The organism is Amycolatopsis sp. NPDC102522 (assembly GCF_055584485.1).
This window is the reverse complement of sequence record NZ_JBVJLY010000001.1, coordinates 1,099,904-1,111,966: the sequence shown is the minus strand read 5'-3', so window position 1 is coordinate 1,111,966 and position 12,063 is coordinate 1,099,904. Positions and strand designations below refer to the sequence as shown.

The 12,063-nt window shown below is 69.8% G+C and carries 13 protein-coding genes; 5 read left to right on the top strand and 8 right to left on the bottom strand.

Annotated elements, in window-relative coordinates; all coding sequences use genetic code 11:
* Positions 1-177 precede the first annotated feature (177 nt).
* Both ACZ6YV_RS05025 and ACZ6YV_RS05020 read left to right on the top strand, forming a co-directional pair.
* Positions 178-1,449: an MFS transporter gene (locus ACZ6YV_RS05025; protein WP_465508363.1), complete on the top strand. Its 1,272-nt coding sequence runs from the start codon at positions 178-180 to the stop codon at positions 1,447-1,449.
* 65 nt (positions 1,450-1,514) lie between these two features.
* A complete protein-coding gene (locus tag ACZ6YV_RS05020; protein WP_378238106.1) occupies positions 1,515-1,949 on the top strand; it encodes a hypothetical protein in 435 nt (144 codons plus the stop codon).
* On the opposite strand, the gene ACZ6YV_RS05015 is transcribed toward ACZ6YV_RS05020, so the two are convergent.
* From ACZ6YV_RS05015 to pheA, 3 genes are all read right to left on the bottom strand, one after another.
* Entirely contained in the window at positions 1,946-2,596 is a 651-nt protein-coding gene (locus tag ACZ6YV_RS05015) for a DUF4232 domain-containing protein (RefSeq protein WP_465508362.1), read from the bottom strand. The two genes, ACZ6YV_RS05020 and ACZ6YV_RS05015, sit on opposite strands and share 4 nt — an antisense overlap.
* A 146-nt stretch (positions 2,597-2,742) precedes the next feature.
* A complete protein-coding gene (locus ACZ6YV_RS05010) occupies positions 2,743-3,363 on the bottom strand; it encodes a histidine phosphatase family protein (protein ID WP_465508361.1) in 621 nt (206 codons plus the stop codon).
* A complete protein-coding gene (gene pheA / locus ACZ6YV_RS05005) occupies positions 3,360-4,268 on the bottom strand; it encodes a prephenate dehydratase (protein WP_465508360.1) in 909 nt (302 codons plus the stop codon). Before pheA ends, ACZ6YV_RS05010 begins: the two co-directional genes overlap by 4 nt.
* A gap of 97 nt (positions 4,269-4,365) precedes the next feature.
* Between pheA and ACZ6YV_RS05000 the strand changes: the two genes are divergently transcribed.
* The 3 genes from ACZ6YV_RS05000 to ACZ6YV_RS04990 all read left to right on the top strand — a co-directional run bounded on the left by ACZ6YV_RS05000 (position 4,366) and on the right by ACZ6YV_RS04990 (position 7,095).
* A complete protein-coding gene (locus tag ACZ6YV_RS05000; protein ID WP_465508359.1) occupies positions 4,366-5,007 on the top strand; it encodes a macro domain-containing protein in 642 nt (213 codons plus the stop codon).
* Between the two features lie 157 nt (positions 5,008-5,164).
* Complete coding sequence (coaA, locus tag ACZ6YV_RS04995) at positions 5,165-6,097, top strand: type I pantothenate kinase (RefSeq protein ID WP_465508358.1); 933 nt, start codon at positions 5,165-5,167, stop codon at positions 6,095-6,097.
* An 827-nt stretch (positions 6,098-6,924) separates the two neighbouring features.
* The gene (locus tag ACZ6YV_RS04990; RefSeq protein WP_465508357.1) at positions 6,925-7,095 is read left to right on the top strand and encodes a hypothetical protein; all 171 of its coding nucleotides are present in this window, start codon (positions 6,925-6,927) and stop codon (positions 7,093-7,095) included.
* Positions 7,096-7,226: 131 nt separating this feature from the next.
* Here ACZ6YV_RS04990 and ACZ6YV_RS04985 read toward each other — a convergent pair whose 3' ends face one another.
* The 5 genes from ACZ6YV_RS04985 to ACZ6YV_RS04965 form a co-directional block, all read right to left on the bottom strand.
* Entirely contained in the window at positions 7,227-7,643 is a 417-nt protein-coding gene (locus ACZ6YV_RS04985) for a PIN domain-containing protein (protein WP_465508356.1), read from the bottom strand.
* Positions 7,640-7,939 (bottom strand): type II toxin-antitoxin system Phd/YefM family antitoxin, encoded by a 300-nt coding sequence (locus tag ACZ6YV_RS04980; RefSeq protein WP_378238098.1) that lies wholly within the window; start codon positions 7,937-7,939, stop codon positions 7,640-7,642. The genes ACZ6YV_RS04985 and ACZ6YV_RS04980 overlap by 4 nt, the downstream gene beginning before the upstream one ends.
* Positions 7,940-8,008: 69 nt before the next feature.
* A complete protein-coding gene (locus ACZ6YV_RS04975) occupies positions 8,009-9,565 on the bottom strand; it encodes a DUF1841 family protein (RefSeq protein WP_465508355.1) in 1,557 nt (518 codons plus the stop codon).
* 200 nt (positions 9,566-9,765) lie between these two features.
* Positions 9,766-11,079 (bottom strand): hypothetical protein, encoded by a 1,314-nt coding sequence (locus ACZ6YV_RS04970; protein ID WP_465508354.1) that lies wholly within the window; start codon positions 11,077-11,079, stop codon positions 9,766-9,768.
* Between the two features lie 23 nt (positions 11,080-11,102).
* Positions 11,103-11,969 carry a nitrate- and nitrite sensing domain-containing protein gene (locus tag ACZ6YV_RS04965; protein WP_465508353.1) on the bottom strand — a complete coding sequence of 289 codons (867 nt, stop codon included), beginning with the start codon at positions 11,967-11,969 and terminating at the stop codon, positions 11,103-11,105.
* Between the last annotated feature and the right edge of the window lie 94 nt (positions 11,970-12,063).

The window sequence follows — 12,063 nt, the reverse complement described above, 5'->3', positions numbered from 1 at the left end:
CCCGGCGGATTCCGCGCCGAAGGGGGCACGGTCGGTGATTTTTGTGCGTTGAGCACTACGAAACCTCCGGATTCTTAACTGGGTGTAACAACCCCACCACTTTGGGCGACAGCCCCGCTAAACTTTTTCGACACGTTGTCGCCGGCCGCCGCCGGCGAATGCCTGGGGAGGCGGTGCATGGCCGAGTCGACGGTGCGCAGGCGGGGTGACCGGCGGTTGCGCTGGCTGCTCGCGTCCAGCGCGGCGTCGAATCTCGGCGACGGGATCGGCAAGGTCGCGTTCCCGCTGCTCGCGGTCACCCTGACCCGCGACCCGCTGCTCATCGCCGGTCTTTCGGCGACCCAGTTCCTGCCGTGGCTGCTGTTCGCGCTCCCGGCGGGCGCGCTCCTGGACCGGATCGACCGGCGGCGCGCGATGATCTTCGCGAACGCCGCCCGCGCGGTCGTCGTCGGCGGGACGGCCGCCCTGGTCGCGGCCGGCGGGGTGACGATCTGGGTGGTCTACGCCGCCGCCCTGCTCATCGGCGTCGCGGAAGTGGTCGCCGACAGCGCCGCGAACGTGCTCATCCCGGCCGTCGTCGGCGAGGGTTCGCTCGACAGCGCGAACAGCAAGCTCCAGGCCTGCGAGATCGTCGGTCAGACCTTCCTCGGCGGGCCGGTCGGCAGCGCCACCTTCGCGCTCTTCGCGACGTTCCCGTTCCTGCTCAACTCGGTCGGCTTCGCGATCGCGGCGGCCGTGCTGATCGGCCTCGCCGGGAGCTACCGGGCTCGTCCTTCGACCACGGCCTCCGAGAACTCGCGCACCGCGCTTCGCGCCGAGCTGGCGGAGGGTTTCCGCTGGCTGAAGCACAACCGGCTGGTGCTGCGGCTGGTCGTCGTCGCCGGGCTGATCAGCCTGGTCAGCGAGCTCGCGCAGGCACAGCTGGTGCTGTATGCGATCGATTACCTGCGCCTCAGCGAAGCGGCCTTCGGGCTCTTCGCGTTCGTCGGCGGCATCGGGGGCCTGCTAGGTGCAGGGGTGGCTCCGCGGCTGGTGAAGGCGTCCAGTCGCCGCGCGGTGCTCATCGGGGGCACCGCCTGCTCCGGCGTGGCGTTCACCGGCATGGGCCTGACGAGCTCGCCGGTGGCGGGCGCGGCACTGTTCGGCCTGTTCGCGGCGGCCGTCGTCGCGGTGAACATCGTGCTGGGGACGGCACGACACAAGCTCGTCCCCGGCGAACTGCTCGGCCGGGTCCTCGGCGTGTGGCGCACCGTCGTCTGGGGGGCGATCCCGATCGGAGCGCTGCTCGGCGGAGTCCTCACCCACGCCCTCGGTTCCCCGGCCCGGACGTTCCTGACGTCCGGGCTCCTGCTGTTCGGCGTTGCCGGTTTCGCGTTCGTCTCGTTACGGCGAGGTGCCTTCGATGACGAATCGGCCACGGACGTGCGGGTTCTCCACCAAGACCGGTGAAAACGAGGGCCTTTGGTGCTGGAATAGCCCATCACCGCCCAGCTGGTGACGGGAGAAGGTCCGCGATGCAGCAGACACTGGTGCCGGAGGCCGGCGTGGGGACGACAGAACCTTCCAGACGTCCGCAAGTGGTCACCGCCGTCGCCGGGTTCGTGATCGGCGGCGGCGTGATCGGCATGCTGTGGGCGCTCTCGGGCGTCAACGCGGGGGCGCTCGAAGACGCGCAAGACGCGTGTTCGGCACTGGCCAGGGTCGGCACGATCCCGGACACCACCGACTCCCCCGGCGACCGGACCGTGGCCGTCCTGGCCCCCGAGATCCTGCACCGGATGACGGCCGCGCGCGAACTCTCCGCCGCGGCGGCCGCCGCCAGCGACACCTACCGGCCGCTGGCCGAACACATCGACGGCGTCAGCAGGATGGTGTTCAGCCTGCACTTCAACGAGATCGCCGGTCAGCGGCATCTGGCGCAGGCCGAACAGCTCTGCACCCAGCTCTAGCCCTTGTGGAGCGTCTTCACGGTCAGCTGGTTGCCCGGGATCTTCCCCGAGCAGCCGAGTCCCTGCACCGCCACGAAGTTCGACGCCGTCTCCTGCGGCAGGTACACCCGCAGCCCCCGGGTCTCGGTCGGCTTGCAGGCCGCCTCGTCGTAGTTGCGGACGTTCACGAAGCCGAGGTCGGCGATCGCCCGCTCGCCGTTGTTCAGCTGGACTGGCCCGCCCTTGTCACCGTCGCGGAACGCGGCCTCGCCGACCTGGTGGCCGTCGGCGCCGGTCACGTAGGAGACGCCGGGGAAGCCCTGGACGGTGCACGGGTGCCCGCTCGTGTTGGTGATGACGAGCTGCCGGTACACCGTGCCCGCGGCGGCGTCACCGCCCCCGACGGACAGCTTGACGTCGCCCGCCTTGCAGAGCCCGTCGTTCTTCGGCGCCGGGGCGGGGGCCTGAGCGGGCTGCGAGGCCGGTGCCGGGCTCGACGAGCTCGCACTGGGCGCGGCCGAGGTGTCCGGCGCCGAACTGGACGGCGGCACGGACTGGCTCTGCGCGACGGGTGCGCTTTCCGAGCCGCAGGCGCTGAACAGCAGGAGCCCGGCGGTGCCCGCGACGAGACCGCCGATGGAGATCATCTTCGAACGAACCATGGTCATTCGCCTCCCTGTAGCCGGGTGACCCACTACTGAAGTAGACGTGTTGTCCACGGCGCGGGTTGCGCTCTCCCGGTTAATTCCCCACAAGGTGTTAATCGATCTTGTGGGGTGCATACCCCGGCGGGAGCGGAGGCAAACGTCCCTGGTCAGCGTTCGACGGGGGCTTCCGCCCAGGTGAGGCAGGTCCAGCCGGCCTGGGTCGCGACGAGTTCCACGATGCCGGTGTTCGGGATGAGGCCCTGGTTGGCGACCTCGGCGGTCACGTTCCCGGCGAGCCATTCGCCGCCCAGCCGGATCGCGCCGCCGTGGCTCACCAGGACGACTGTGCCGTCGGGGTCGGCCTGCTCGTGCTTGGCGCGCAGCCGGGCGACCGCGTCGAGCATCCGGGCGCGGACCTGCGCGCCGGTCTCGCCGCCGGGGATCGGCGGGTCGAGCTCCCCGAGCGTCCACCGGCGCACGACGCTCATGTACGTCGTGATCGAGTCCTTGTCGGTCTTGCCTTCGAGGTCACCGGCGGCGACCTCGTGCACGCCGTCGACGACCTGGACGTCGAAGCCGAGCTTGGCGGCCAGCGGCGCGGCCGTCTGCTGGGCGCGGACGGCCTGCGAGGCGTAGACCGCGACGATCGGCTCGCCGTCGAGCCGCGTCGCGAGGTCCTGGGCCTGCTCACGGCCCAGTTCGGTGAGCGGCGGGCCGGGAAGCGCGGTGTCGAGCGCGCCCCGCACGTTGCCGTCGGTCTGGCCGTGGCGGACGAGGAGAAGTTTCACGCCTGAGCTCCCTTCCGTACCGACTCGACCCAGGCGATCGCGTCGGTGAAATCCTCGTTGGCGGCGCCGGGCTCGATCTCGGTCGTGCCGTTGTCCGCGCGCGGGTGGGAGCCGAGGAACCGCACGTTGCGGCACCGGCGGCGCAACGCGGCCAGCACGTCGCCGATCCGGGGCTCGGACACGTGGCCCTCGAAGTCGATGAAGAAGCGGTACTCGCCGAAGTTGTTCCTGGTCGGGCGGGCGTCCAGTTTGGTCAGGTTGATCCCGCGGACCGCCAGTTCGGTGAGCAGTTCCGCCAGGGCCCCGGTCCGGTTCGTCGCGGCGGCGACGATCGACGTGCGGTCGGCCCCGGTCGGCTCCGGCAGCTCACCGGGCGCGCGGACCAGCAGGAACCGGGTCTTGGCGTCGCGGACGTCGGCGACTTCAGTGGCCAGCACCTCCAGCGGGTAGTGCTCGGCGGCGACCGGCGCGGTGACGGCGGCGTCGAAGTCGCCCGCGTCGACCGCGACAGCGGCCGCGGCGGTGGACGACGTCGCGACCGGACGCGCGCCGGGCAGGTTCGCCTCGACCCAGTGCCGGACCTGAGCCAGCGCGTGCGGATGGCTCGCCACGGTGCGGATCTCGGTCGTGCCCGGCCGGGTCAGCACGCTGAAGTGGACCGGCAGCAGCACCTCCGCCACCGCGATGAGCGGCTCGGCTTCGCTCAGGCTGTCGAGGGTGGCGGTGACAGCGCCCTCCACGGAGTTCTCGATCGGGACGCAGGCCGCGTCGGCCGCGCCCGAGCGCACCGCGGCCAGTGCCGCCGGGATGGTCTCGGCGGGGATCAGCTCCTCGCCGGGAGCGAGCCGCCGCGCGGCCTGTTCGGTGAAGGTTCCCTGGGGGCCGAAGTAGGCGATCCGTGACACCCCGCCAGATTACGCACGCCGCGGGTGGTGACTTTCACTCGGACAGCCGGTACGCGCACCGGTTACGCCGGGTGGCTTTTTTTGCCATGCTTAGGGCGTGACCGCAGAACCGGGCACGCACACCGGCCGCGAGGACGCCGGCTCGTCTTTCGCTCCCCTGCCGGACCGTCCCACGCCGGAGCTGGTGCTGTGCGCCGTCGATGACCTGCTCGCGCAAGCCTGGGCCACCGTCGCGGACACTGTGGACGGCCGGATCTTCGTGCACCGCGGGTCCGTGCTCGACGTCGTCGCCCAGGCCGTGGTCAGCCCCGCGAACTCCTACGGCTGGATGCGCGGCGGTATCGACGCCGTCTACGCCCGCGCCTATCCCGGTGTCGAGCAGAACGTGCGCAGCGCCGTCCTCGCCTTCCACGGCGGGGAACTCCCGATCGGCGAAGCGGTGATCGTGCCCACCGGCGAGGCGGAGCCCGCCTGGCTGATCAGCGCGCCGACGATGCGGGAGCCCGGCGAGAGCCTCCCCCGCGACACCGTGCACCCGTACCTGGCCGCCAGGGCGGTGTTCCGGCAATGGCGCGACGGCAGCCTCGACCAGGGCCGGATCCGCGATCTGGTGCACACGATCGCGATGCCCGGACTCGGTACCGGCGTCGGCGGGGTCGCTCCCGCCTCCTGCGCCCGGCAGGTCGCCGCGGCGTGGGACGAGGTCTTCGCCCCCGGCCGCCCTCGTAACGGACGGTAACGCCCCGAAGCGGGGTACATCACATCGCAGCGCGTTCACGAGCTGTAAGCCCTACCGTTAAAGCGGCTTCATCCGGTTCGCGGCACGTTCCTCCGCCGAGAACTCGTCAACACGGTTTTGTACGGCGCCAGCGCAGGCGACGGGCGAGGAGTGTGCGATGCCGCGGGTCCGTGAGCTCAGTCCCTACGTCGAGCTGCACCGTGAGCAGTGGCGCGAGCTGCGCAGGTCGACTCCCCTGCCGCTGACAGCCGCGGAACTGCTGCGGCTGCGCGGTCTCGGCGAACAGGTCGACCTGGCCGAGGTCGCCGAGGTCTACCTGCCGCTCTCCCGGCTGATCAATCTCCAGGTCGCCGCCCGGCAACGGTTGTACGAAGCCACCACCACCTTTCTCGGTGAAGACAGTCGGGGCACCAAGGTGCCGTACATCATCGGGATCGCCGGCAGCGTCGCCGTCGGCAAGTCGACCACCGCGCGCATCCTGCGCACCCTCCTCGCCCGCTGGCCGGATCACCCCAGGGTCGACCTGGTCACCACCGACGGGTTCCTCCACCCGCGGGCGGAACTGGTGCGACGCGGGATCATGCACCGCAAGGGTTTCCCGGAGAGCTACGACCGGCGGGCCCTGCTGCGGTTCGTCACCGAGGTGAAGTCCGGGGCGGAACGGGTCAGCGCGCCGGTATACTCGCACCTCGCCTACGACATCCTTCCCGACGAGGAACAGGTCGTCGGGCAACCCGACATCCTCATCCTCGAAGGACTGAACGTCCTCCAGCCCGGACCTCGCCTCAGCGTCTCCGATCTGTTCGACTTCTCGATCTATGTGGACGCGGCGACGACCGACATCGAACGCTGGTACGTCGAGCGCTTCCTCAAGCTGCGGCACACCGCCTTCGCGGACCCCGCGTCACACTTCCACCACTTCGCCGGCCTCCCGGACGACGAGGCACGGGCCGAGGCGCGCCACCTGTGGCGCACGATCAACGAGCCGAACCTGATGGAGAACATCAAGCCGACGCGGCCCCGCGCGACCCTCGTCCTCCGCAAGGACGCCGACCACGCGATCAACCGGGTCCGGCTCCGCAAGCTCTGAAACGGAACGGTCGATTCTCTTGAGCGGCAGCCCGGCGGAGTCCGGCTCGTTCGACGGTGCGCGGCCAGGGCGAAGGCGTGACTCGCGTGATCAGACGGCGAACTCGCGTGATTGAAGGCGGAACTCACGTGATCGGATCCGGAACTCGGGTTTGCGGCCGCTGACCACCCGAGACGAAGGCCGCCAGCGCACGATCAACGAGCCGAACCTGATGGAGAACATCAAAGCGACGCGGCCCCGCGCGACCCTCGTCCTCCGCAAAGACGTCGGCCGTGGGTGACCGAGCCTTGACTTACAGAGCGTGGTGGCGAGTGCCGGGCAGACGTGTCGCGACGCCTCTGCCCGGCGGAGTCCGGCTCGTTCGACGCTGCGCGGCCAGGCCGGAGGCGTGACTCGCGTGATCAGACGGCGAACTCGCGTGATTGAAGGCGGAACTCACGTGATCGGATCCGGAACTCGGGTTTGCGGCTTCTGACCACCTGAGACGACGGCCGCCACCGGGGACGCTAAGTAGCCGGGCACGTACGGAATCTCTACTCACGGCGAGTATTCACGACGTCATTCAAGATCACTTCGCCGGAAGCCGATCACACGGGCGAATTCCGGGCTTTCCCTCACAAGGACCAGCCTTTGCACGACCGGCGAGCCTCGGTCGCCGGTGTGTCGCGCACCGCTACCGGTGAGCGGCATTCCTCGGCCGATCGGCCGATCCACGCTCCGTACGTGTAACCGGTTGGCCGATACCGGCTACAGCCCCCCGAGGCGACCCTTGTGTCAGGGGTTCAAGAGGTCTCGAAAAAGGACCTTGAGCAGGGAGGAGGCTCACGATGTTCTCGATCATCCTGACCTGGGTCGGCTCGATCCTCGGACTCGCACTCCTGGTGGCCATGGCCGCCGGCGCCTTCGTCGTCGACTTCGACGACGCCCGCGGGGACCGTCGCCGGAAGAAGTCGCAAGTCACGGAGAGCAAGGGCACTCCCGCGGCACCGCTGGGCTGAACTGAGCTGAACTGGGCTGACCCGAGCTGGGCTGAACTGAGCCGAGCTGGGCATGGCCGATCAAGGCGTCCGGACGTCTTGATCCGTTTCTCGAAAAGCGTGACGGCGGAGCCTGAAGCCGGGACTGGAACTCAGTCGAACGGGTTGTGCACCGACGCCCCGAGCCCGGCCATGTCGGCGAGGTTCCGGGTGACCAGGGTCAGCTCGTGGACCCGGGCGGTCGCGGCGATCAGCCCGTCGACGGACGGCACTTTCCGGGGCGCGTACTGCCTGCCCCATTCGGCCGCGATCTCGGCGGTCACCGGAAGGATCCGTTCCGCGAACTGCGCGGTGAGCCCGGCCAGCCAGTCCGCCAGCGCGTCCGCGCGCTCCGTCTCCTGGTCTCCTCGGTGCCTGAGTTTGCTTATCCCCCTCTCGATCTCTCCTACGGTCAGCGCGCTCAAATAGAGCCTGCTCGACGACACCCCACCCCACCACCGGGCGAAACCCGGGTTCTGGGTGCGGCGCCGAGCTTCGGACACGATGTTCGTGTCCAGCAGAAAGCTCACCCGCTCACCTCCACGACATCTCTGGGCAGATCCTCCGCGCGTTCGGCGGCGATCTCCTCCAGCACGTCGGCCAGCGCCTCCCCGTATTCGGGATGGTGATGCTCACCGGAGAGCACGAGTTTGAAATCGACGGCTTCACCGCCTCCGGCCAGCCGCCGGTAATCCATGATGTCCAGCACCACGGCCACCTCTTCCCCATGTTTGGTGACGAACTGCGGCCCCTCGGCCGCGGCCCGGCGCAGCAGCTCGCTCAGCCGCTGTTTGGCGTCCTGCACTTGCCAGGTTGCTGCTTCCATCTAGACAGACTAGATGGAATGGGTGGGGTTGGCAAGGTTGAAGGTGGTGACCGGGGGAAACGGGGTTTGTCAGGCGAGGTCGCCGAGCGCCTTCCGGTAGTCGTCGACGTCGTAGTCCATCTCGTGTTCGCCCGACTCGGTCAGCTGCGCGGCCAACGCGTCGACGAGGCGGTCGAAGATCTCTTCGCGCTCCTGCCCGGTCTCGCTCAGCCGCCGCACGGCCTGCCAGACCTCGGCGGGCTCGTCGTCCCAGAGCTGGTCGACGATCGTGGTCTTGAGCGCGAGCCGCATCCTCGGCTCGCCGTCGAAGGTCTCCTCGGCCAGCGCCTCGTGGTACTCGGGGTGCTCGCCGATCACCAGCAGCCGGCGCTGTTCGGGGTCGGCGGGCTCGAGTTCCAGCTCCTCGTCGCCGATCTCCGTGTAGACCGTCGGGACGGCGAACATCCGGCGCTCGAGCGCCTCCGCGAGTTCCGCCGGGTCTTCGATCCCCTCGGAACCGTCGAAGTAGACGTCGAGCGTGGAGTCCTCGTCCTGCGCGAACTCCTCGAGGAACTCGGTCGCGCTCTCCAGCAGCGCCACCCGCGCGGCCTCGGGGAGCCCGGCGCGGTCGGTGGCCCAGCCGACCCAGCCCAGCAGGGCGGGCTCCAGCGCGTCCTCGTACTCCTCGTCGACCTCGAACTCGCCGTCCAGCAGCGACTCCAGGAACCGGGCGAGCTTCTCGGGCCCGACCCGCAGCGGGCTGCCCGGCTCGGTCTCGCAGCCGTAGTCGACGAGCAGGCGCGCGTAGAACCGCGTCGCCTCCGTGTCCTCCACGAGCCCGGACCCGATGAAGTCGGCGACGACCTCTTCGCGGACCTGCGCGGGCCATTCGGTGATCTCGGGCGACGGTTCGGGCTCGGGAAGCGACCGGATCCAGGCCAGTGCGAGCGCGTGGAACCGCGCGTAGTCCTCGCTGACGTCGGGCTCCTCGACGACGTCCGTCGCGGCCAGTCCGTCCGCGAGCAGCTGGTGCGCGCGCTCGGGCAGCACCCGCTCCAGCGTGACCAGCTCGGGGTCGTCCGCGGCCTGCTGCCGCATCTCGGCCAGGACGTCCTGCGGCTTGTCGACCACGACGACGTCGCGGATGCGGCCGCCTTCGGTGAAATCGACCAGCGCGAGCAGACCGTGTTCGACACCGCCGCGGGAGAAGACGCAGAGCAGGGAGGACTCGTCGCCGAAGACGTCACCGGTCCGCCAGCAGTCCCCGACGGTCACCGCGGCCAGGTCCGCCACCCAGTCCGGCTCGGGGATCCCGCGGCCCAGCACGGTGTTCAGCGCCGAGGCGGCCGCCTCGCGCTCCTCTTCGGTCTCGGCGAAGACCCGCATCCCGGCGAGCAGCGCGGCCGCGGCGGGGGTGATCTTCCGCTCGGCGAACGCGATGAGCTCCAGGCCCAGCGGCTGTTCGCCCTCCTCGACCTCGATGTCCCACCACTGGCCGAGCACCTCGGAGGTCAGCAGCTCGACGTCGAGCACCTCGGGTTCGGCGCCGAGGGTCGAGAAGTCCCGGAGGACGTCCTTGAAGAGGCCCGTCACACTCGGGGTGGAGGGCTGGGCTGCCTTCTTGCGGGCACGACTGACCGGACTCATGGCGACATGTTTTCACGCGGACCCGATCGGGCGCGTCGCGGTGGTCCTGGGCGCGAAACACGGGGTCCCGGTCGCGGGGAGGGCGCGGGCGGACACCGGTTCCGGACCACCGCGACTTCACTGGCCCGCCAGCGTGGCTCGACCTTTTTCGCCGGGTTTTCCTCGGTTTCACTTCGAATAACGACCGACGACGGGAGCGGTTACGCCCTGACCGGTTTCGGAATCGCGATTCTCGCCGCCTTGACCTCGGCGATCAGCCGCGTCTTGCGTTTGTGTATTTCCACCAAGGTGCCCAGGTACGAGCTGAATTCTTCAGCGGTACCGGCCTTTTTGTGCACCGCGCGGAGTTTGCGCAGCTGCCGGGCCGCCTCGCGATAGGAGTTCGGATCTTTGTGCGTGATCAATTCTTCGACATGGTCCCGATACACGGGAATGGTTTCGGCCGGATGGGCGATCGAACGCGAATCCGCGAGTTCGACGCGCACCGGTAAAGAAGCTTCGAAACGCACCGCGGCCCGCCAGGCCTCGTCCAGGCGATCCTCGCCGAGCAACGCGCGGACGAGTTCGTCGGCGGCCTCCGTGCTCCCGGCGGCGAGTTCCCGCAACCGGGCCAGCGCGGTCTTGCGCTGCGCGACCCACCGGCCCGTTTCGAGCGACTCCTCCCGCAGGGCGAGATAGGTAGCGGCGCCGGGTTTCTCGTCGAAGTCCTTGCGCGACGGGGAAACCGGCTCCTCTTCGCGCGGGGGCGGCTCCTCCTTCTTGTCGTGCGTAAGCGCCCTCGCCGCGTGCGCGATCGCCTCGCTGTGCCGTCCCGCCGCGCGCAGCACGCGCACGATCTTGAGGCTGACGTCGACCCGCGGCGGCTTGGCGGCGAGGATCGCGACGAGCGCGTCGACGTCGCCGGACACCTCCGCCAGCTCCTCGCGCAACCGCTCGGCCGTCTCGCGTTTCGCCCCGGACGGCTGCTCCGCGAGCACGCTGTCCACAGTGGACTTGATCCGGGCGATTCCCTTGTCCCCCAGCGCGGAGGCGAAGTCGGCCAGCTCGATGGCCGGCCAGCCGGGTCCGTCGAACTCCACTTCGAGGATCCAGCCCGCCAGGATCTCCGGATCCGGCGGACGCGCGACGCAGGCCCGCGCGTACAGCTCGACGGCGCGGTCCAGCCTGTCCGCGACCTCGCCCGAGGTGTCGTCGATCTGCTCCAGCATCTCGCTGATGTCGTCCACCGTCCGGCGGGCGAGCGGGGCGAGATCGGCCCGGCTGCCGGCGTCGAGGAGACGCTGGAGCGTGTCGAGGACCGAGCCGACCTTCGCGGCGTACTCGACGTTGCCCGCCATCACGGCGGTGTCGAGGAGACGGTGCGCCTCGGCGAGGTCACTCCCCTGGGTGGCGAAGCGACTCTCCAGGGCCTGGCGTAACACAGGGTCACGCTCGGCCTGGGCGTACAGCAGGTCCGCCAGCGTCTCCGCGTCCAAGGTGCGCAGGTAGGGGCGCAGATCCGTCGTGGGACTCACCCGGAACAGTCTGCCCGACCCCTTCACCGACGCGTGTGGGCCAACAGCGTGCTCTTTTCGGCGTAGTCGCTCACCAGGTGTGACCAGGCCTGCGGCGTCGCTTCGACGCGCGAAGGGCAGCGGATGACCGGGATCGGGAGCCGCCGCGCGAGTTGCAGGACGATCGCCATCACCACCCCCGCGAGCAGCGCGATCGACGTGGCGGCGGCGAGGGCGCCGCTCAGCACCCGGCGTCCGCCGTCGACCGCGAGCTGCGCCGAGTACTCGATCTGACGAGCGGCGAGGTTGCCGAGGGAGCGGCCGACGACGCCGGCCGCGGCGCGCCAGGCGTCCTGGCCGACGGGCGGCGGTGTGGCCGCGCTCAACGCGGTTTCGACCGCGCCGAACCGGCTCCAGTCCACACTCGCGACGAGATTCCGGTAGGCCTGGCGGTTACTTTCCGTCAGTTTTCCGGCGACCGCGTCGAGCCTCGACCGGTAGGCGCCGACGTCCGCGGCGTAGTCGCGGCGCCCCTCGTCGTCGATCCCGGCGACCGCGAGGGAATCGCTGCGGTCCATCCCTTCGACGACGGCGAGCAGTTCGACGGCGATCGTCTGCTGGTAGCCGACCTCAGCGTCGGGCGCCGACCTCGCGATCTCGCGCAGCGAGGAAAGCGAGGCGTCGATGCGATCGGCGTACGCGGTGTAGGTGGCGGATCGGCTGCCCGGTGCCCGCAGCGCGACCGCCCGGTCCCGCTGCAGTGCCGCGATCCCCCGGCTGGCCTCGGCCATGGTGACCGCTCCGTTTTCGGCGTCGTCCCGGTCTTGGATGGCCTGCTGGACGAGGAATCCGCCGATGAACAACGCGACGAGCAGCAGGGCCGCGCTCGGTACGAAGGCGATTGAGAGCATGCGAGAGCGAAGGCTTCGCTGGTACGTCAAGACTTTCCTTCCGGATCGGTTTCCCGACGCGGAGCGACGTTAGGGAAATCGCGATTTGCCCGTC